16 protein-coding genes and 1 other RNA gene are annotated in these 20,053 nt (G+C 60.2%); 5 read left to right on the top strand and 12 right to left on the bottom strand.

Going from position 1 to position 20,053, the window contains the following annotated elements; translation table 11 throughout:
• Positions 1 to 4: 4 nt before the first annotated feature.
• From carB to grpE, 6 genes are all read right to left on the bottom strand, one after another.
• Positions 5 to 3,220 carry a carbamoyl-phosphate synthase large subunit gene (carB, locus tag J2887_RS03030; protein ID WP_227173979.1) on the bottom strand — a complete coding sequence of 1,072 codons (3,216 nt, stop codon included), beginning with the start codon at positions 3,218 to 3,220 and terminating at the stop codon, positions 5 to 7.
• 93 nt (positions 3,221 to 3,313) lie between these two features.
• Positions 3,314 to 4,444: a glutamine-hydrolyzing carbamoyl-phosphate synthase small subunit gene (carA, locus tag J2887_RS03025; RefSeq protein ID WP_227176036.1), complete on the bottom strand. Its 1,131-nt coding sequence runs from the start codon at positions 4,442 to 4,444 to the stop codon at positions 3,314 to 3,316.
• A gap of 326 nt (positions 4,445 to 4,770) precedes the next feature.
• Positions 4,771 to 5,574, bottom strand: coding sequence for a 4-hydroxy-tetrahydrodipicolinate reductase (dapB, locus tag J2887_RS03020; RefSeq protein ID WP_227173978.1), 804 nt, complete (start codon positions 5,572 to 5,574; stop codon positions 4,771 to 4,773).
• 11 nt (positions 5,575 to 5,585) lie between these two features.
• Complete coding sequence (gene dnaJ / locus J2887_RS03015) at positions 5,586 to 6,719, bottom strand: molecular chaperone DnaJ (RefSeq protein ID WP_227173977.1); 1,134 nt, start codon at positions 6,717 to 6,719, stop codon at positions 5,586 to 5,588.
• Between the two features lie 182 nt (positions 6,720 to 6,901).
• On the bottom strand, positions 6,902 to 8,836 hold the full coding sequence (dnaK, locus tag J2887_RS03010; protein ID WP_227173976.1) for a molecular chaperone DnaK: 1,935 nt from the start codon (positions 8,834 to 8,836) through the stop codon (positions 6,902 to 6,904).
• A gap of 119 nt (positions 8,837 to 8,955) precedes the next feature.
• Positions 8,956 to 9,555 carry a nucleotide exchange factor GrpE gene (gene grpE / locus J2887_RS03005; protein WP_227173975.1) on the bottom strand — a complete coding sequence of 200 codons (600 nt, stop codon included), beginning with the start codon at positions 9,553 to 9,555 and terminating at the stop codon, positions 8,956 to 8,958.
• Positions 9,556 to 9,788: 233 nt separating this feature from the next.
• On the opposite strand from grpE, the gene recN reads away from it, so the two are divergent.
• Positions 9,789 to 11,468, top strand: coding sequence for a DNA repair protein RecN (gene recN / locus J2887_RS03000; RefSeq protein WP_227173974.1), 1,680 nt, complete (start codon positions 9,789 to 9,791; stop codon positions 11,466 to 11,468).
• A gap of 79 nt (positions 11,469 to 11,547) precedes the next feature.
• On the opposite strand, the gene fur is transcribed toward recN, so the two are convergent.
• Complete coding sequence (gene fur, locus J2887_RS02995) at positions 11,548 to 11,958, bottom strand: ferric iron uptake transcriptional regulator (protein ID WP_227173973.1); 411 nt, start codon at positions 11,956 to 11,958, stop codon at positions 11,548 to 11,550.
• 122 nt (positions 11,959 to 12,080) lie between these two features.
• Between fur and J2887_RS02990 the strand changes: the two genes are divergently transcribed.
• A complete protein-coding gene (locus J2887_RS02990) occupies positions 12,081 to 12,434 on the top strand; it encodes an outer membrane protein assembly factor BamE (RefSeq protein WP_227173972.1) in 354 nt (117 codons plus the stop codon).
• A gap of 21 nt (positions 12,435 to 12,455) precedes the next feature.
• On the opposite strand, the gene J2887_RS02985 is transcribed toward J2887_RS02990, so the two are convergent.
• From J2887_RS02985 to J2887_RS02975, 3 genes are read right to left on the bottom strand one after another with little or no spacing between them, the layout of a single operon-like run.
• Positions 12,456 to 12,734, bottom strand: coding sequence for an RnfH family protein (locus J2887_RS02985; RefSeq protein ID WP_227176035.1), 279 nt, complete (start codon positions 12,732 to 12,734; stop codon positions 12,456 to 12,458).
• Positions 12,734 to 13,180, bottom strand: coding sequence for a type II toxin-antitoxin system RatA family toxin (locus J2887_RS02980; RefSeq protein WP_227173971.1), 447 nt, complete (start codon positions 13,178 to 13,180; stop codon positions 12,734 to 12,736). The genes J2887_RS02985 and J2887_RS02980 overlap by 1 nt, the downstream gene beginning before the upstream one ends.
• Before the next feature lie 37 nt (positions 13,181 to 13,217).
• Positions 13,218 to 14,864, bottom strand: a complete 1,647-nt coding sequence (locus tag J2887_RS02975; protein WP_227173970.1) for a sodium-dependent transporter — start codon at positions 14,862 to 14,864, stop codon at positions 13,218 to 13,220.
• A gap of 181 nt (positions 14,865 to 15,045) precedes the next feature.
• On the opposite strand from J2887_RS02975, the gene smpB reads away from it, so the two are divergent.
• The 3 genes from smpB to ssrA all read left to right on the top strand — a co-directional run bounded on the left by smpB (position 15,046) and on the right by ssrA (position 17,586).
• A complete protein-coding gene (gene smpB / locus J2887_RS02970; RefSeq protein ID WP_227173969.1) occupies positions 15,046 to 15,528 on the top strand; it encodes an SsrA-binding protein SmpB in 483 nt (160 codons plus the stop codon).
• Positions 15,529 to 15,673: 145 nt separating this feature from the next.
• Positions 15,674 to 17,092, top strand: coding sequence for a wax ester/triacylglycerol synthase family O-acyltransferase (locus J2887_RS02965; protein ID WP_227173968.1), 1,419 nt, complete (start codon positions 15,674 to 15,676; stop codon positions 17,090 to 17,092).
• Between the two features lie 127 nt (positions 17,093 to 17,219).
• Positions 17,220 to 17,586: a transfer-messenger RNA gene (gene ssrA, locus J2887_RS02960) on the top strand.
• A 45-nt stretch (positions 17,587 to 17,631) separates the two neighbouring features.
• On the opposite strand, the gene J2887_RS02955 is transcribed toward ssrA, so the two are convergent.
• Both J2887_RS02955 and J2887_RS02950 read right to left on the bottom strand, forming a co-directional pair.
• Entirely contained in the window at positions 17,632 to 18,654 is a 1,023-nt protein-coding gene (locus J2887_RS02955) for a tyrosine-type recombinase/integrase (RefSeq protein ID WP_227173967.1), read from the bottom strand.
• On the bottom strand, positions 18,651 to 19,916 hold the full coding sequence (locus J2887_RS02950; RefSeq protein ID WP_227173966.1) for a hypothetical protein: 1,266 nt from the start codon (positions 19,914 to 19,916) through the stop codon (positions 18,651 to 18,653). The genes J2887_RS02955 and J2887_RS02950 overlap by 4 nt, the downstream gene beginning before the upstream one ends.
• Positions 19,917 to 20,053 lie beyond the last annotated feature (137 nt).

Below are 20,053 nucleotides of genomic sequence, written 5' to 3'. Positions count from 1 at the left end.
AGTCTTACTTTCCTGCATGCAGATCCTGGAGCCGACGAACGGTGCGCTCCGGACCAAAATTAATGGCGCGGCAAAGCGCTTCACCGCCCGCCAGCGTCGTTGTGTAGGTAACCTTCGACTGCAGAGCCGATTGCCGGATCTGCGCCGAGTCAGAGATGGCCTTGCGGCCCTCGGTGGTGTTGATGATCAACTGAACCTGGCCATTCTTGATGGCGTCCACAATATGCGGGCGGCCTTCACGGACCTTGTTGACCGTCTCCACCTTAATGCCGGCATCGCGCAGAGCCTTGGCCGTGCCAGTGGTGGCAACCAGCTGGAAGCCGGCGGCGATCAGATCGCGAGCCACTTCCGCCGCGCCGGCTTTATCCACATCCCGTACCGACATGAACGCAGTGCCCTTCTCCGGCAACCGCTCACCGACCGCCAAAGCGGCCTTGGCAAAGGCCTCATCAAAGCTGTCGCCCAGGCCCATGACCTCACCGGTGGATTTCATCTCCGGTCCCAGGATCGGGTCCACAGCCGGGAACTTGTTGAACGGGAACACCGATTCCTTCACCGCGTAGTACGACGGCACGATTTCCTGGGTAAAGCCCTGCTCAACCAGTGACGTACCGGCCATGCAGCGGGCCGCCACCTTCGCCAGGGACACGCCGATGGCCTTGGACACGAACGGCACCGTCCGCGAGGCCCGCGGATTCACTTCGATGACGTAGATCTGGCCATCCTGCCACGCCAGCTGAACGTTCATCAAACCCACCACCTCAAGCTCAATGGCCATCTTGCGGACGGCGTCGCGCATCTGGTCCTGAACGTCGGCAGGCAGGGTGTACGGTGGCAGCGAGCAGGCGGAGTCACCGGAGTGCACCCCGGCCTGTTCGATGTGCTGCATGATGCCGCCGATGACCACGTCCTTGCCGTCGCAGATGGCGTCGATGTCCACCTCGATGGCAGCGTTGAGGAAGTGATCCAGCAACACCGGGCTGTCGTTGGACACCAGCACCGCGTTGCGCATGTAGCGCACCAGTTCTTCCTCGTTGTAGACGATTTCCATCGCCCGGCCACCGAGCACGTAGGACGGCCGCACCACCAGCGGGTAACCGATCTCACGGGCTGCCAGCACACCTTCCTCGTGGCTGCGCACGGTGGCGTTGTTCGGCTGCAGCAGGCCCAGGCGGCCAATCATCTGCTGGAACCGCTCGCGGTCCTCGGCGCGGTCGATGGCGTCAGGGCTGGTGCCGATGATGGGCACGCCGGCCGCTTCCAGGCCGCGGGCCAGTTTCAGCGGGGTCTGGCCACCGTACTGCACGATCACGCCCTTGGGCTGCTCCACCCGGACGATCTCCAGCACGTCCTCCAGGGTGATCGGCTCGAAGTACAGACGATCGGAGGTGTCGTAGTCGGTGGACACGGTTTCCGGGTTGCAGTTGATCATGATGGTTTCATAACCATCCTCACGCATGGCCAGGGCGGCGTGGACACAGCAGTAGTCGAATTCGATGCCCTGGCCGATGCGGTTGGGGCCACCGCCGATCACCACGATCTTGTCGCGATCGGTGGCGTCGGCCTCGCACTCTTCCTCGTAGGTGGAGTACATGTAGGCGGTGCTGGAGGCAAACTCGGCGGCACAGGTGTCCACCCGCTTGTACACCGGGCGCACGTCCAGGTCGTGACGCAGCTTGCGCAGGCTCTCTTCGGACAGGCTCAGCAGCTTGGCCAGGCGGGCGTCGGAGAAGCCCTTGCGCTTGAGGCGGAACAGGGTGTCGCGGTCGATGTCGGCCTTGCCGGCCTGCTTGAGCGCCTCTTCTTCCAGGATGATGTCTTCGATCTGCACCAGGTACCAGGGGTCCACCTTGGTGTGCTGGAACACGTCTTCCACGGTCATGCCGCTGCGGAAGGCGTCGCCGATGTACCAGATGCGCTCGGCGCCCGGCTCATTGAGTTCGCGGATCAGGGTTTCGCGGCCGTCTTCGGTGGCCAGGTCGACCTGGGGCTCAAAGCCTTCGGAGCCCACTTCCAGCCCTCTCAGGGCCTTGTGCATGGACTCCTGGAAGGTGCGGCCGATGGCCATCACCTCACCCACCGATTTCATCTGGGTGGTCAGGCGGGCGTCGGCCTGAGGGAACTTCTCGAAGGTGAAACGGGGGATCTTGGTGACCACGTAGTCGATGCTGGGCTCGAACGAGGCCGGGGTGACGCCACCGGTGATCTCGTTGCGCAGCTCATCGAGGGTGTAACCAATGGCCAGCTTGGCGGCCACCTTGGCGATGGGGAAGCCGGTAGCCTTGGAGGCCAGCGCCGAGGAACGGGACACCCGCGGGTTCATCTCGATCACCACCATGCGGCCAGTGTCCGGATGGATGCCGAACTGGACGTTGGAGCCGCCGGTTTCCACACCAATCTCACGCAGCACCGCCAGCGAGGCGTTGCGCATGATCTGGTATTCCTTGTCGGTCAGGGTCTGGGCCGGGGCCACGGTGATGGAGTCGCCGGTGTGCACGCCCATGGCGTCGAAGTTCTCGATGGCGCAGACGATGATGCAGTTGTCGTTGCGGTCCCGCACCACCTCCATCTCGTACTCTTTCCAGCCGATCAGCGATTCGTCGATCAGCAGCTCGTTGGTGGGCGACAGATCCAGGCCGCGCTGGCAGATCTCCTCAAACTCGTCACGGTTGTAGGCGATGCCGCCACCGGAGCCGCCCATGGTGAACGAGGGCCGGATGATGCAGGGATAGCCGATGCGCTCCGCCACGCCCCAGGCTTCTTCCATGGTGTGGGCAATCTCGGCACGGGGGCATTCCAGGCCGATGGACTTCATGGCCTTGTCGAAGCGGTCGCGGTCTTCGGCCTTGTCGATGGTGTCGGCATTGGCACCGATCATCTCCACGCCGTGCTCGGCGAGAACGCCGTGCTTCTCCAGATCCAGGGCGCAGTTCAGGGCGGTCTGGCCACCCATGGTGGGCAGCAGCGCGTCCGGCTTCTCTTTCTCGATGATCTTGGCGACCGTCTTCCAGGTGATGGGCTCGATGTAGGTGGCATCGGCCATCGCCGGGTCGGTCATGATGGTGGCCGGGTTGGAGTTCACCAGAATCACCCGGTAGCCCTCTTCCCGCAGCGCCTTACAGGCCTGGGCGCCGGAGTAGTCAAACTCGCAGGCCTGGCCGATCACAATGGGGCCCGCGCCCAGGATCAGGATACTCTGGATGTCAGTACGTTTTGGCATGTCGTCGATAAACCTGTCAGCAACGTTGGATTCTTGCAGCCCTGAGGGCGGCGCTAATAATGTTCGAACACAGCTTGGCGCTGGGACCGGGGCTCAGCCCCGGGCAGCGTCCATCAGCCGGATAAATTCATCGAACAGAGGCGCCACATCGTGGGGGCCGGGGCTGGCTTCCGGGTGACCCTGGAAGCTATACGCGGGTTTGTCGGTACGTCGGATTCCCTGCAGCGTACCGTCAAAGAGGGACTTGTGAGTCGCCTCAATATTTGCCGGAAGACTGGCTTCGTCGACCGCAAAGCCGTGGTTCTGGCTGGTAATCATCACAGTGCCACTGGCGAGATCCTGAACCGGGTGGTTGGCGCCATGGTGGCCATGCCCCATCTTCAGGGTCTTGGCGCCACTGGCCAGAGCCAGCAGCTGATGCCCCAGGCAGATGCCGAAGACCGGGGTCTCGGTCTCAAGCACTTCACGAATGGCCTGGATAGCGTAATCGCAGGGCTCTGGGTCCCCCGGGCCATTGGACAGGAAGATGCCATCCGGATTCATCGCCAACACATCGGCAGCCGGTGTGGTGGCCGGCACTACCGTGATATCACAACCCCGTGCGGCCAGCATGCGCAGGATGTTGAGTTTGACCCCATAATCCCAGGCCACCACCTTGAAGCGGGACTCGGTACGTTCACCGTAACCACTGCTCAGATCCCACTCGGTCTGGCTCCACTGCCAGCTCTTGTCAGCGGTGACCTCTTTCGCCAGGTCCATACCTTTCAGACCGGGGAAGGCCTTGGCCAATTCCAGGGCACGCTCTGGCGTCGCGTCGGCACCCGCCACGATGGCACCGTTCTGCGAGCCCTTGTCCCGGAGAATCCGGGTCAGGCGGCGGGTATCAATATCGGCAATACCCACCACGTTGTTGTTGCGAAGGTACTGATCCAGCGTATTGGTGCTTCGCCAGTTGCTGGCCAGCAGGGGCAGATCTCGGATAATCAGACCGGCGGCATGGATACGGTCGGACTCCACATCCTCTTCATTGACGCCGGTGTTACCGATGTGAGGATAAGTCAGGGTAACCATCTGGCGGGCATAGGACGGATCGGTCAGGATTTCCTGATATCCGGTCATGGCGGTGTTAAACACCACCTCTCCACTGGTTTCTCCGTCCGCGCCGATGGCGGTTCCGTAGAACAGGCTTCCATCTGCGAGAGCCAGGATTGCCGGGGTTCTCAGGTTTGGGGAGCTCAGGGCGTGAGTACTCAAGGCGTGTATCCTCATCGAGTGGCGTGTCGTCAGTTGCGAATCGGGCCGGACCCTACCGTTATTCTAAACGGTTGCGCGCGGGGTCCCCAACGTGGCGACCTGGCCGTGAAAGGCCAAATTCAGGTCGCAAAAAAGCGAGAGGGAGTCTTTCACTCCGTCCCGCTTTCCCGATGCCTGGCATGCGTTGCCATGCCAGGTCCTGTTGTCAACTACGGCTGCTTGTTACGCTTAGTGCAGTTAAACCGCCTTATTATAGAATTTTGGCGACTTACTGTCCACGGCGATTGCAGGCGCGCTCAGTCTTTGAGCGCGAGCACGTCCTGCATATCGTACAAACCGGCAGGCCGCCCACTCAGCCATCTGGCCGCCCGTACCGCGCCCTTGGCAAAAGTCATTCGGCTGCTGGCCTTGTGGGTAACCTCGATACGCTCACCAATGCCGGCAAATAGCACAGTATGATCCCCGACCACATCGCCACCACGAATGGTCTCAAAGCCGATCTCCTTCTGCGAACGCTCACCGGTGAACCCTTCTCGGCCATACACGGCGCACTCGGCCAGATCTCGCCCCAGCGCATCAGCAACCACCTCACCCATCCGCAGCGCTGTGCCGGAGGGGGCGTCTTTCTTGTGACGGTGATGGGCCTCGATGATCTCCACATCGTAATCGTCACCCAACACTTCAGCTGCCGTGCGCAGCAGGTTCAGCACCACGTTCACGCCAACACTCATGTTCGGCGCAAAGACCACCGGCACCGACTCGGCCGCCACTGCCAACTGCTGTTTCTCAGCGTCCGTCATACCGGTGGTGCCAATCACCATGGCCTTGCCGTGTTCCTGACAGAAACGGGCGTTGGCCAGGGTCAGATCCGGGAACGTAAAGTCCACCAACACATCGAAGGCGTCACAGGCCTCGTCCAATGACGACACCAGGGACACCCCCATCTTGCCGATACCGGCCATTTCACCTGCATCGGCACCGACCAGACTGCTGCCCGGCTCAACAATGGCAGCACCCAGAGTCAGACCCTCAGCGTCATCCACCGCCTCAATCAACACCTTGCCCATGCGGCCAGCCGCACCAATGATCGCTACCCTCATCTGCTCCGCCCTCAGAATTTCATTTCGTCAAAAAAGCTCTTAACCCCTTCAAACCAGGAGGTCTTCTTCGGAGCGTGGTGAGTACCGTTGCCAGCGTCCAGGGTTTGCTGGAACTCTTCCAGCAACTCTTTCTGGCGCTTGGTCAGGTTTACCGGGGTTTCCACCATGACCCGGCACAGCAGATCGCCGGCAGGACCACCGCGAACCGGGCTGACGCCCTTGTTACGCAGCCGGAACAGTTTGCCGGTTTGGGTTTCTGGCGGAATTTTCAGCTTCACCCGACCATCCAGTGTGGGCACTTCCAGTTCGCCGCCCAGGCTGGCATCAACAATGCTGATCGGCACTTCACAGTAAAGGTTGCGGCCATCACGGGTAAAGATGGAGTGCTCACGAACGTCGATCTGGACATAAAGATCCCCCGGAGGACCACCATCCACGCCCATTTCACCCTCACCCGCCAGACGGATACGATCTCCGGTATCCACACCTGGCGGCACTTTCACCGACAGCGTCTTCTCCTCCTGAACCCGGCCGACACCATGACAGACCTTACAGGGGTTCTTAATGATCTTGCCGGCACCACGACAGGTCGGACAGGCCTGCTGAACGGTGAAGAATCCCTGCTGCATGCGGACCTGGCCCATGCCGTTACAGGTGGTACAGGTCTCCGGGTGGGAGCCCTGTTCGGCACCGGAGCCGTCGCAGTGATCACACTCGACGTGTCCCGGCACCCGAATCTTGACAGTCTTGCCCTTGACGGCTTCCTCAAGGTCCAGAGCCAGGGTATAGCGCAGATCGGCACCACGGGTATTGCGGCCACCACGACCACCACCACCGCCGCCGAAGATATCACCGAACACGTCACCAAAGATGTCGGAGAAACTCGCGCCACCGCCGCCAAAGCCGCCGCCGGCCTGACCGTCGACACCGGCATGACCAAACTGGTCATAGGCGCTACGCTTCTGGGGATCGGCCAGTACTTCGTATGCTTCGCTGGCCTCCTTGAACTTGTTCTCGGCATCCGCATCGTCCGGATTGCGGTCGGGATGGTACTTCATGGCGAGCTTACGGTATGCCCGCTTGATTTCCTTCTCATCCGCTTCCCGGGAAATTCCGAGAATCTCGTAGTAATCGCGCTTGGCCATGCTTTCTAACCCTGTTTTTGCTCCCGGATCTCCGGAAACCGTTCTGACTTCTGTTGATCGCCTGGATACTCCAACTGGAGCACCTCACCGACGGGGCGGCCCGGCATTCTAGCGCACCCCCTAAACGAGGAAAAACGCGGGAAGCGACTCCCCGCGTTTTTCTGACTTCGACAATGCGCGGATTAGCGCTTGTCGTCGTCTTTCACTTCTTCGAACTCGGCGTCCACGGCATCGTCCGCAGAGCCGGAAGCCTGCTCGCCGCCCGCCTGGGCACCAGCATCACCCGGCTGGGCTTCAGCCTGCTCGGCGTACATCTTCTGTGCCAGCTCGGAAGACACTTCGGTGAGCTTCTGGGTCTTGGCTTCGATGTCGTCTTTATCGGAACCGGTCAGGGCCTCTTCCAGGTCCTTGATGGCGGCTTCGATGGACTCTTTCTCGCTGTCGCTGACCTTGTCGCCGGCCTCGCTCAGAGTCTTGCGCACGGTGTGAACCATGGCATCCCCCTGGTTGCGGGCCTGCACCAGCTCCTCAAACTTACGATCCTCATCGGCGTTGGCCTCGGCATCGCTGACCATCTTATCGATCTCGTCCTCGCTCAGACCGGAAGAGGCCTTGATCACGATGGACTGCTCCTTGCCGGTTGCCTTGTCCTTGGCGGACACGTTGAGGATACCGTTGGCATCGATGTCAAAGGTCACTTCAATCTGCGGCACACCGCGCGGCGCCGGAGGAATGTCCGCCAGGTCGAAACGGCCCAGGGACTTGTTCTGGGTAGCCTGCTTGCGCTCACCCTGAACGACGTGAATGGTCACTGCCGTCTGGTTGTCGTCCGCGGTGGAGAAGGTCTGCGATTTCTTGGTCGGAATCGTGGTGTTCTTCTCGATCAGCGGCGTCGCCACACCACCCATGGTCTCGATGCCCAGGGTCAGCGGGGTAACGTCCAGCAGCAGTACGTCCTTAACATCGCCAGAAAGCACCGCACCCTGAATCGCCGCACCCATGGCTACGGCTTCGTCCGGGTTCACATCTTTACGCGGCTCTTTGCCGAAGAACGCTTTAACCTTCTCCTGCACCAGCGGCATCCGGGTCTGACCACCAACCAGAATCACTTCGTCGATTTCAGAGCCGCTCATGCCGGCGTCCTGCAGGGCCACTTTACAAGGCTCCAGGCTGCGCTGGACCAGGTCTTCAACCAGAGACTCCAGCTTGGCACGGGTCAGCTTGACGTTCATGTGCTTGGGACCAGACGCATCGGCGGTCACATACGGCAGGTTGACGTCGGTCTGCTGACTGCTGGAGAGCTCGATCTTGGCCTTCTCTGCCGCCTCTTTCAGACGCTGCATTGCCAGCGAATCACCACGCAGGTCAATACCGCTGTCCTTCTTGAACTGGTCCGCCAGGTATTCGATGACCTTCATGTCGAAGTCTTCACCACCCAGGAAGGTGTCACCGTTGGTGGCCAGAACCTCGAACTGGTGCTCACCGTCCACATCGGCAATCTCAATGATGGACAGGTCGAAGGTACCACCACCCAGGTCATAAACCGCCACCGTACGGTCACCGCTCTTCTTGTCCAGGCCATAGGCCAGGGCCGCGGCGGTCGGTTCGTTGATGATCCGTTTGACTTCCAGACCGGCAATCTTGCCGGCGTCCTTGGTGGCCTGACGCTGGCTGTCGTTGAAGTAGGCCGGGACGGTAATCACCGCTTCGGTGACCGTCTCACCGAGGTAGTCCTCAGCGGTCTTCTTCATCTTCTTCAGCACTTCGGCGGACACCTGCGGCGGCGCCATCTTCTGGCCTTTCACTTCCACCCAAGCGTCACCGTTGTCCGCCTTGGCGATGGTGTACGGCACCATCTTGATGTCTTTTTGGACCACATTGTCTTCAAAGCGACGACCGATCAGACGCTTGATGGCGTACAGGGTGTTCGCCGGGTTGGTCACCGCCTGACGCTTGGCGGACTGGCCCACCAGGGTCTCGCCATCGTCGGTGTAGGCGATGATGGACGGGGTGGTGCGATCGCCTTCAGCGTTCTCGATCACCTTGACCTTGTCGCCATCCATGATGGCCACACAGGAGTTTGTGGTTCCCAGGTCGATACCAATAATTTTGCTCATTGATTCACTCCAAATTCGTTATGTCATCCGGTTCCGGCATTCTGCCCGCTGCTCTTCCGGGGCCTGTCGGCCCGGGGCGCCACCCGTTTACTGCCTATATTGGCGCCAGCAAAAAGTTTTCAAGCCTGTTCGTCGATTTTTGGCCCATCTTCGGCTTTCGCCACCACCACCATGGCGGGACGCACCAGCCGCTCATTGAGGCTGTAGCCTTTCTGGATCACCGACACCACACTGTTGGGCTCGGCGCCCGGCGCCGGCACCATGGACATCGCCTCATGGCTCTGGGGATCGAACGGCTCGCCTTCCGGGTTGATCTGCTCCACCTTGAACTTCTGCAGGCTGGACAGGAACAGATTCAGCGTCATCTCAACCCCCTGGCGAATGGAGGCCAGCGCCTCGCTATCCAGGTTCTGGGATTCGGTGCTCTCCACCGCCTTCTCCAGGCTGTCCGCCACCGGTAGCAGTTCCTTGACGAACTTCTCCAGCGCGAATTTGTGCGCCTTCTCGACATCGATCTCGGCACGACGACGGACATTCTGCATCTCGGCCTGGGTCCGCAGCACCTGATCCTTCATTTCCTGGAGCTGGGCCTGCAGAGCCTCGGTATCGTCCGCCGACGCCTCGCCCGCAGGGTCGCTTTCCGGCGTTTCCAGCTCGGCGTCTTCCGGCTGCTTCAGTTCCTCTTCCACCTGCTCATTGCGGTTCTCGTCGGCGCTCATTGGCAACTCCTGCTGGTTCGTTTCTGGCCGTCACGGCCCTCAATTCAAGTTGGCGTTCCGGGACAGCGTCACCGGTAAATCTCGTTGCCGAACGATATGGGGCCCAATTGACGGGTTTCAACCACCCGAAACCTGCGATTTGAACATTTGCAAACCAGCAAAAGCCTGTATATATTCACAGCAACTGTATAGATTCACAGTGAATCCGTCGCATCGATCCAGGAGGACCCCGCATGCTGACCCATCTGACCGTCACCAATTACGCCATCGCCGAAAGGGTGGAGCTTCAGTTCCAGGCAGGCATGACCGCGCTGACCGGAGAAACCGGGGCCGGCAAATCCATTGTGCTGGACGCCCTCGGACTGGCCATGGGCGGCCGGGCTGACGCCGGGGCGGTGCGACACGGTGCCAAGCGGGCGGACATCACGGCATCGTTCAACGTCAGCCGGATCGACGAGGCCCGGACCTGGCTCGCAGATCACGAACTCGATGATGAGAATGACTGCATTCTCCGTCGCACCATCAGCAAAGATGGCCGGTCTCGAGCCTACATCAATGGCCAACCCTGCCCACTGGCACACCTGAAAGAGCTGGGCGCCCTGCTGATGGACATTCACAGCCAGCACCAGCACCAGTCCCTGCTACGCAAGGACACCCACCGCAAGCTAGTGGACGAGTTCGCCGGCGCCCTGCCCCTGGCCGACCAGACCCGGGCAGCCTGGAAGACCTGGCAGCAAATCCGGGACGCCCTTGAGAAGCGCCGCCAGAACGCGGACGAAGCCGAAGCCCGCCTGCAACTGCTGCGTTATCAGGTGGAAGAGCTGGACCGACTGGCCCTGGAGGGCGGTGAACAGGCACAGCTGGAGGCCGAGCAGGAGCAGCTCGGGCACGCCGAAAGCGTGATGCACCGCAGCCATCAGGCCGCCTTGCTGTGCAGCGAGGACGACAACAGCGCAGCCAGCCTGCTGCGACAGGCACTGAACCAGCTGGAGCAGCTCCCGATTGAAGTGCCGGCGCTTGCCGACACCCTGCAGATGCTCAATGAAGCCCAAATCCAGGCTGCCGAAGCCGGTGATAACCTGCGCCGGTTCGTTGAAGACTATGACGCCGATCCGGCCCGACTAGCAGAAGTGGAGGAACGACTGAGCGCCATCTACCAACTGGCTCGCAAACACCGGGTACCACCGGAAGAGCTGCCCGAGCTGCATCGCAAATTGAGCCAGGAACTGGCCGAACTTGATGGCGGTGCTGGCAGCCTGGAGCAGCTGGAGGCAGAACTGGAAGAGCGGAGACAGACCTACCAGACTCTGGCGACTCAGCTGTCAGAAGCCCGCCAAAAAGCGGCGGCCACCCTGGACCTGCGAATTGCCGAGGAACTGCAGCAACTCAGCATGCCCTCAGTACAGTTCGTCACCCGCCTCAGCAGTAACAGTCACGACGAACCCGGCCCCCACGGCCAGGAGGACATCGAGTTTCTGGTCAGCGCCAACCCCGGCCAGCCAGCACGCCCACTGGCCAAAGTGGCCTCCGGCGGCGAACTGTCACGGATCAGCCTGGCGATTCAGGTGGTGGTAGCACAGACCTCCACCACCCCCACGCTGGTGTTTGACGAAGTCGATGTGGGCATTGGCGGCGGTACCGCGGAAGTGGTCGGCCGACTGCTGCGCACGCTCGGCGGCAACGGCCAGGTATTGTGCGTGACGCACTTGCCGCAGGTGGCGGCGCAATGCCATCAGCACCTGTTTGTCAGCAAGTTCACACAGAAGGACGCCACCTACTCCCGCATCGAAACCCTGGGAGACGATGAACGGATCAACGAAGTGGCACGAATGCTGGGCGGGGTGGATATGACGGAGCAGACCATTGCTCACGCCCGGGAGATGTTTACCAAGGGGCAGGCGACCCATCACTGAACTCGCCACGAACACTTTCCCCCTCTCGACCTGAGAGCCTTGATGGCGGGTGGCAACACCCGCCTTTTTTTATGCCCGCTCAGGAGTCGATCGGCTTTACGTACAGCGTCAGGCTGTGATCGACAATCTCAAAGCCGTGCTCGGCGGCGATTTTCTGCTGGCGCTCTTCAATCACCGGATCGCAGAACTCAATGACCTGACCGGTCTGGGTGCAAACCATATGGTCGTGATGCTCGTCGGTCGCGAGCTCAAACACCGCGTGGCCACCTTCAAAGTTGTGGCGCAATACCAGGCCTGCCGCCTCGAACTGGGTCAATACCCGATAGACTGTCGCGAGTCCGACATCGTCTCCCTGGTCCAGGAGCTTTTTATACACGTCCTCCGCACTCAGGTGGTGCTCCTCGGCATTTTCCAGTATGTTGAGGATCTTCACCCGCGGCAGCGTGACTTTCAAACCGACCTTGCGCAATTCGGTGTTTTCAGAAGACATGATGCTATTCACTCTTTGGTGTACTTCCGGCTTCCGGTATTATGAAGCCGCATGAATATGTTTTGACCCGCGTCTTACCTGCAACCCGCAGGCCGCTTCAAGATAGAGGATTTCCCCCAACGATGCAAAAGCTTGCGGCACCCCTCAAGCCCTTGTGCCTACTGGCCCTGACGGCGGTTTTAACCCTCTCTGGCTGCGTGTTCCCGGGCGTCTACAAAATCAACGTCCAGCAGGGCAACATCGTCGACCAGGAGAACCTGGAACAGCTCAACACCGACATGAGTCGACGCCAGGTCCACGCGCTCCTCGGGTCACCAGCCGTCATCAATCCGGTGGACAACAGCAAGGAGTACTACGTCTACACCTTCCAGCGAGCCGGCGGAGATATCCGCAAGCAGCAGATCATCGTCTATTACGATGGCAACCAGTACAGCCATCACGAAGCCAGTCTGCTGGACGAAACGCCCGCCTACTGACCAGTTCGGCTCCGGCCCGGATCAGCCTTTCTTCCGGGCCCGGTTCAACCTTGCCTGTTTCGGATCGATTTTCAGCGGGCGGTAGAGCTCAATCCGATCCCCCGCCCTCAGACTTTCTCGCTTGGGGGCTTTGACCACTTTGCCAAACACCCCCATATCGATACAGTCCGGATCAATCTCAGGAAACACGTCAAGAATACCTGACTGAATTACTGCGTCATAGACCGTTGCGCTCTCATCCACCCTTACCGCCAGGATTTCCTGACGTTCCGGCGTCGCGTAAGCCACTTCAACCGCAATCACAGCACGCGCTCCCCATACACCACATCAGCCCGGCGACAGAACGCATCCACCATGGTATTGGCAGCTTGGCTGAAGACAGCCCCAAACGCCATTTTCGACAGCGAATTGGACAACTCGAACTCCAGTCTCAGCAGCACTTTGCAGGCGTTCTCATCCAGTGCCAGAAACTTCCAGTGGCCACTGAGGTTGCGAAACGGACCATCCACCAGGGTCATGTCGATGACGTCCGGCGCCCGTAGCTGGTTGCGGGTGGTAAAACGCTGTCGCACGCCGCCCTTGGCCACCTGCAAAGAGGCCATGAGTTCCAGCTCGGTCTGCTCATGGATTTCGGTGCCTTCACACCAGGGCAGAAAATCGGGGTAACGGGCAACGTCATTGACGAGTTCGAACATGCGCTGGGCCGAGTGCATGACCAGCGCGGTCTTCTCGATCTGGTGGGACATGGGAATGGACTACCTGTCTGACACGGGAACCGGAAATTCAGACACTATGATAAAGGATTTCATCCTGGCGTTGGCGATCTTTCTCATTCGGGGCCTGCATCGCCGGTCGCACGTCTGCTGGCGGCAGCGGTTCCGCTCCCGGGGCTCCTTTATCAGCCCCCGGCTCGGAAGCCTCCTGAGCGTCGTTCAGTTCAGATTCCGGCGGCTCTACCGACGTTTCCGGCGCGGCCTCCTCCAGCGGTGCAGCACCATTGTGAATCAACACTGGCCGACACAGGACCTCATTCTGATCTTCGCCACACAGGTCCCGCACCGAGGCCAGGGTGTAATGAACGCTGATGTAGACCACCACCAGCGGCAACACCACCCGCATGCCCCAGTACCAGATCTGGCCAACCAGCCAGGGCGTCCGGCCAATCAGGCTGAACGCCAGGGGCCGGCTCAGACGCCAGCCGATGAATATCGCCAGAGACACACACACCAGCGGTATCAGGATGCCGCTGGCCAGTAACTCCAGCCAGCGGAACAGACTGCCGCCGATCCAGGTGATATCGACCCAGACATTGAACGAGAACAGCGACAGAAGTCCGGCCAGCCAAACCGCCAACCCCATCACCACCACCGACCACCCCCGGGGCGAACCAGTCCATTCCTGAAACCAGCCCACCAGTGGTTCCAGCAGCGCCAGCGACGTCGTCCAGGCCACCAGAACCACCAGCAGGAACACCGCCGCCAGCACAAACTGCCCCCCCACGACCTCCGCCAAACTCAGCGGCAGGGCCACAAACAGCAAGCTGAAGCCCTGCTCGCCCAACCCTGGCGCACCGGCCCGGACCAACGCAAAGATCACCAACCCGGCCATCAGCGCAAACAGGGTGTCCATCAGCACCACGGCGAACACCGAGCGCTTTAGCGGTGTCATGGCGGGCATGTAAGCGCCAAAAATGGCCCAAACCCCCATCCCGAGCCCCAGCGTGAAGAAGGCGTGGAACAGCGCCAAGCTGACACTGTCCCAGCCCAGCTGCTCGCGCCGGAAGCCCAACAGCTGCTGACTCGCGCCGGCCAGATCGCCGTTCTGCCCGGCATACACCAACAGCACCAGCGTCAGTAACAGCAACCCTGGCACAACGCCCCGGAAAGTCCGCTCCAGACCGCCGACCACGCCCTGGGCTGACACCCAAAGCACCAGCAGCAGAAAGAACCCGTGCCAGCCCATGAAGTGACGGTAGTTGCCCGGATCCGCCACCAGAGACGACAGCAAGCCGGTGGCCTCCGCCTCGCCACCACCGTGAAACCAGCCCAGGGCGCCATAGAACACGTACGCCAGACAGATGGCCCCGATGACCAGAGTGAACGACAGAACTACAAAAGCGGAAACAATGGCCAGACGCCCGATCCACACCCAGTACCGCGACAGCCGCGCCTGGCGCACAAAGCCGTCCATCGCCAACACCACGCCATGGCGGGCATTCCGGCCAACAGCGGCTTCGGTCAACATAAGCGGCAGGGTCACGAGGATCAGGCACCCCAGGTACAGCAGCACAAACAGGCCACCACCATGTTGCGAGGCGAGATAGGGAAATTGCCACAGATTGCTGAGGCCCACCGTGGCGCCGGTCGCCGCCCAGAAAAACGTCGTGCGACGGGTCCAAGAACCGATGGCCGTTTCGTATGGAGTAGGCATTCCGTACCCAGTCAGACAGTGGACTGCCATTGTAACCAAATCCGACGCGAACTCACCTCCTGTGACAGACCCCGACAACGGGAATCGTGACCGATCTGGCAGTCCTGGGCTACAATGGTCCCTTTTATCCGCGGGCCCGGCCTCCCGGCCCAGGCAATTCCCGCAAACGGATCAGGTATTCATGAGCAAGAAGAAACCCGGTACGCCCAGCAGCACCATCGCGCTCAACAAGAAAGCCAAGCACGAGTATCACATTGAAGAGCGCTTCGAGGCAGGACTGTCCCTGCTTGGCTGGGAAGTGAAATCGCTCCGGGCTGGCAAGGGCCAGCTAACGGACGCCTACGTATTACTCAAGGACGGTGAAGCCTGGTTGCTTGGCGCCCACATCATGCCACTGAACACCGCCTCCACCCACGTTATCGCAGACCCGACGCGCACCCGCAAACTGCTGCTGCACGCCAAGGAGATTGCCCGCATTGTCGGCAAGGTCAATCAGACCGGTCACACCTGCATTCCGCTGGCCCTGTACTGGAAGAAAAACAAGGTTAAATGCGAGATTGCCCTGGTGAAAGGCAAGAAGCTCTTCGACAAGCGGGCGACCGAGAAAGAGCGCGACTGGAATCGCCAGAAACAGCGTGTGATGCGGGAAGCCAACGCCTCCTGAGCCCGGCCGCGAGGTCTGGTCACAAGCCACTTTCACAACCTGTGCTACCAGCCTATACTGCAATTTCTCAGGTGGTAGCGCCCATCTATCTGTCGTATTTGACCAACGCTACGACCTCTCACTTACGGATAAGAGGGAGGGTCGAATGCAACCCCACAGTGAACCCATGTCAGCCGTTGATCGCGCCTGGCTACGCATGGAAAGCGAACAGAACCCGATGATGATTTCGGCGGTACTGGCTTTCGATGATGCCATTCCGCTGCCCCGGCTGCGCCGGGTACTGTCCGAGCGTCTGCTGGCGTTTCGGCGCTTCCGGCAACGACCCTACCATCATCGCGGCACCACGTACTGGCAGGATGACCCCAGGTTCGACCTGGACAACCACCTGCACCGGATGGCCCTTGCCGGCCAGGGTAGCCAGCTCGATCTGCAGGAACTGGTCAGCGACCTCAACAGCACCCCACTGGATTTCAGACATCCGCTCTGGCAGATCCATTACGTCGACCACTACGGTGACGGCTGCGCCCTGATTGTCCGCATCCACCATTGCATCGCCGACGGCCTCTCCCTGGTTCGGGTACTGCTCTCGCTGACGGACAGCAACGCCACCCCTAAGGTCCATACCCTCTCCCCCAGCGCCCATCAGCCACCACGACGCCAATCGCGCTGGCAACGCCGGCTGGACCAACTCCTGACGGCGCCCTCAGCGGTCCGCCGGAACGGCGAGCGCCTTCGTCACAGCCTGCGGGAAGGACAATTCGGTCGTCGCTTTGCCCGCGAGGCCAGCGGCTGGGTGGTTGACGGCCTCAAGCTGGCACTGGCCGCCAACGAACCGCCCACCGGACTCAAGCCCGCCTTGAGTGGCCGCAAACAGGTTGCCTGGGCGAACCCACTGGATCTGGCCCAGGTCAAGGCATGCGCCCACACCCTTGGTGGAACGGTAAACGATGTGCTGCTGAGCATTGCCGCAGGCACCCTGCACCAATACTTCGAGAATACCGGCCGCCAAGCCCCGGATTGCGGTCTCAGGGTGGCGGTGCCATTCAACCTTCGGCCATTGCATCAGCCAGTGGACACGTTAGGGAACCAGTTTGGACTGGTGCTGGTCACCCTCCCGGTGGACGTCCCCTGCCCCTTGATGCGATTCCACCAGACTCGGGAAACCATGAGCCGGCTCAAGCAGTCTCACCAGGCCGAGATCACCTACTCGCTGCTGGATCTGTTTGGCCATGGACCGGATCAGCTCGAACGCCAGGCCCTGAACCTGCTCAGCCACAAAGCCACGGCCGTGCTGACCAATGTGCCTGGCCCCAAGCAACCGGTCTACCTCGCTGGCGCTCGTCTGCGCCAACCCATGTTCTGGGTCCCGCAAAGTGGCGATATCGGGATCGGCATGAGCATTTTCACCTATGATGGCACGGTCCAGTTCGGTTTCAGCGTCGACAAGGCGATCGATCTCGATCCCAACGCCGTCATGACGGATTTCCACAACGAATTCGAGCGCTTGCTGCAGGCAACTCCGAGAGGCCAACCGTTTTTGGGGGAACCGCGCGCTGCGAGCTAGGGGTTATTCGCGGATCAGCCGCGTCGGCCCCCGACGCCTTGGCGAGGCTCGCGCCAGTCTGGGACGCTTTAATTTCGGCGAAAGCCCTTGAAGTGGGCACAACCGCCCACATATACTCTAACCATAGGGGGACGACATGGCTTCGACGCTGGTTGCGAACCCTTGGGTGCATGTCGAGATGGCAGCCAATCTCGTTAATCCAAAGCTGCATATTAATAGTCGCAAACGACGACAACTACGCACTGGCGGCGTAAGCCGTTCCAGTCGTCCCGGCTAGGATGCCTGTAACCTAGTAGCAACATCCCGGGACGTCATCATTAACAGGATGCTCCGTTTTCCAGAGCTCACTGGTTGACGGCTAAGATTCAAAGAGCTCGCCTCTCACACCCTGACCTTCGGGTCGTTTGAGGTTAAATCAATAGAAGGACGCTAAGCATGTAGACCTCAAGGCAGAGTGCTGGCGGACGCGGGTTCGATCCCCGCCGTCTCCACCAAACCTCTCTCAATTAAGCCCCTGATTTCAGGGGCTTTTTTGTTTCTCAACCTTCCTCATTCTCGCTAACGCGTCCACAATGTGTCCACACCGGAGAAAAGCGCACCGCGTCTGACAGGTGGTCCGGTGACAAATGCGCGTACCGCATGGTCATGTTGATGGTGGAATGTCCCAGGATCTTCTGCAGCGTCAGAAGGTCACCACCGTTCATAACAAAGTGACTGGCGAATGTGTGGCGCAGAACATGGGCAGACTGCCCCTTGGGCAATTGAATCCGTGACTTCACCAGGGCTCTTCGAAAGGCACTGAGTGAAGACGAGAAAGAACCCCACTCTTTCAGATGCGCCTGCAGCTCCTCGAACAGATCCGGTGTCAGAGGCACCGTCCGGGACTTGCCGCTTTTTGTCCCCACAAACGTCACCCGGTTGTGTCTTAGATTCCGCTCCTTAACGTTTTCAGCCTCGCCCCAACGCGCACCGGTAGCCAGGCAAAGCCGAGTCAGCAGATGGACATGCGGATTCGACGTAAAATCGCTGATTGTCTCCAGCAGGTGCCGGATCTGGTCGGAGGTCAGCCAAGCTAGTTCTTTTTCATCCAGCCGAATTGGCTCAATACGGCCAAACGGGCTTTCGTAGTCGATCTCACCAACCTTGTGTAGCTGGTTGTACACAGCGTTGAGGTAACCAAGATGGTTATTCAGGGTCTTTCCATTTGCCCCACTGGACATTTTGGCTGCCCGGTAAGATAGGAAGGCAGACGCATTGGCCTTGCTGGCCCTGGGGTTTCCCATAGCGGAGGCTATGGTTTCCAGCGCTCGTTTACGACGTTCCCCGTCCTTAAGGTGGACACCTTTGATGTTGAACCAAAGCTCTATCAGCTGTAGCAGGGTTCGCGTATCAGCTTTGGCCGGACTCCAGTCTTCTTTGCCTTCTATCCGCTTGGACATCACCCAGTTCTCAAACCGGATTGCTTCCGGCTTGGATGCAAAGGTTTTCCGGACGCGCTTTGAACCGCGACCATTTACCCAAATATCCACCTGCCAACGTCCGTTGGGCTTTCTCCGGATCATGCCGCTACCTTGCTCAACAGCCGTCGTTTCACCAAGCCATCCTCAACAAGCTGGTATAACTCGTTCTCCTTGATGTCCCTGCGCCGGTAGTAGTTGCAGAGGTCTTCCCACAGGCCTGATTTCTTGAGGCAATCCCAGGCTTGCCGGGTGTTAAAACGGTTGCGGGCATAGATGCTCAGGAGATTGCCGAAGGCCAGGGAGACATTCTTTTCGTTGCCGCAACCGGGTTCCTTTTTTGCGCGCTTGTACAGCAGATCCGGGGCCGGGTGGCCGAAGCTGATGTCGTCACGGAGCTTGGTCCAGATCGGGTGCACCCACTCCCGTTTGGCCTCGTAGCGGTTGCGTTCCATGGCGTAGCGCCACAGACCGGTCAGGTGCTTCACTGCGTGGGCGAAGGTGTAGATCGGGGCCATGTTGGCCGTGCCCTGGGAGACTTCGTTGACGATGCGGTGATGGAAACGGATCTCCAGGCGCCAGACCGGTTTATCCGGGTCGTAGCAGGTGTCCGGGAAGCACTGTTCGTTGCTGGCACACTCCCAGATGCTTTCCATGAAGGCGCGCTTGTCAGAGACATCAATCTCTTTGGACTTGTTGTACAGGCACATCTGGAGGCTGTTGGCCTTGCCGAAGGTGTAGGTTTCACCACGTCCGTTGACCGTTGAGCCGATGGCGCCATCGAAGCGCAGGTCGGACAGGCCGTTGTGGACGGTAACGGTTCTGGCGCGGGTCACGAAGTGTTCTGCAAACTCTCGGGGCGGTTCCCAGCCCTGGAAGTCGCAGGCCAGATGGAGGGCGATTCCGACCGGTTTGATGGCGTTGAGGAAGTGCATGCCCCACTCCGCCAGTTCGTCGCTGATCTGGTCGCTTCCGCGTTCATAGAGCCATTGAGGGCTGCATTCGATTTTGACGTGGGTTCCCAGGGCATCGCCTTCGGCGTAGAAGTTCTGAAGCAGGATGGTCAGGCCGTATTCGCGGTTTTGCAGCAGGTATTTGAAGCCACCACGGCGACCGGATTGCAGGCGGAAGGTGACGCCCCGAATGGTTACGTTGGCGTCGTAGCCGGATTCGTAGGCGTGGGCGATGTCGGCCAGGATCTGGGGTTTCAGTTTGCCTTCGTAGAGCTGCCGGACGGTATCAACCCCGGTCCACAGCACATTGACGTTGCCCAGGTCCACTTGCTGCCCTTCCGGTCCAATGAACAGGTTGCCCTTGCCAATCTCGCCGGTGCGTACATCGATTCGCTCAAAGTCTTTGATTTTCATCTATGGCTCACTGTGGTTCATTGTGGTGTTAAAACGACTGCCGTCGTTTTCTATGAGACGTGTTACAGGGACGTCTGTCCGCCGGCGGCGGCGCGTCGCTGGGGCAAGCCTTTCCACCCACGCGCCGCCACCGCCCC

It is taken from the genome of Marinobacter sp. CA1, from assembly GCF_020546665.1.
GTDB classification, from domain to species: domain Bacteria; phylum Pseudomonadota; class Gammaproteobacteria; order Pseudomonadales; family Oleiphilaceae; genus Marinobacter; species Marinobacter xestospongiae.
Note: the sequence above shows the minus strand (reverse complement) of the source record. Positions and strands in the feature narration are given on the sequence as shown.

What these genes read in the sequence shown, in the direction of transcription:
- carB (WP_227173979.1), bottom strand. Translation starts at nt 3,220, where the DNA reads ATGCCAAAACGTACTGACATCCAGAGTATCCTGATCCTGGGCGCGGGC.
- dapB (WP_227173978.1), bottom strand. Translation starts at nt 5,574, where the DNA reads ATGAGGGTAGCGATCATTGGTGCGGCTGGCCGCATGGGCAAGGTGTTG.
- dnaJ (WP_227173977.1), bottom strand. Translation starts at nt 6,719, where the DNA reads ATGGCCAAGCGCGATTACTACGAGATTCTCGGAATTTCCCGGGAAGCG.
- dnaK (WP_227173976.1), bottom strand. Translation starts at nt 8,836, where the DNA reads ATGAGCAAAATTATTGGTATCGACCTGGGAACCACAAACTCCTGTGTG.
- grpE (WP_227173975.1), bottom strand. Translation starts at nt 9,555, where the DNA reads ATGAGCGCCGACGAGAACCGCAATGAGCAGGTGGAAGAGGAACTGAAG.
- recN (WP_227173974.1), top strand. Translation starts at nt 9,789, where the DNA reads ATGCTGACCCATCTGACCGTCACCAATTACGCCATCGCCGAAAGGGTG.
- fur (WP_227173973.1), bottom strand. Translation starts at nt 11,958, where the DNA reads ATGTCTTCTGAAAACACCGAATTGCGCAAGGTCGGTTTGAAAGTCACG.
- J2887_RS02990 (WP_227173972.1), top strand. Translation starts at nt 12,081, where the DNA reads ATGCAAAAGCTTGCGGCACCCCTCAAGCCCTTGTGCCTACTGGCCCTG.
- J2887_RS02980 (WP_227173971.1), bottom strand. Translation starts at nt 13,180, where the DNA reads ATGTCCCACCAGATCGAGAAGACCGCGCTGGTCATGCACTCGGCCCAG.
- J2887_RS02975 (WP_227173970.1), bottom strand. Translation starts at nt 14,864, where the DNA reads ATGCCTACTCCATACGAAACGGCCATCGGTTCTTGGACCCGTCGCACG.
- smpB (WP_227173969.1), top strand. Translation starts at nt 15,046, where the DNA reads ATGAGCAAGAAGAAACCCGGTACGCCCAGCAGCACCATCGCGCTCAAC.
- J2887_RS02965 (WP_227173968.1), top strand. Translation starts at nt 15,674, where the DNA reads ATGCAACCCCACAGTGAACCCATGTCAGCCGTTGATCGCGCCTGGCTA.
- J2887_RS02955 (WP_227173967.1), bottom strand. Translation starts at nt 18,654, where the DNA reads ATGATCCGGAGAAAGCCCAACGGACGTTGGCAGGTGGATATTTGGGTA.
- J2887_RS02950 (WP_227173966.1), bottom strand. Translation starts at nt 19,916, where the DNA reads ATGAAAATCAAAGACTTTGAGCGAATCGATGTACGCACCGGCGAGATT.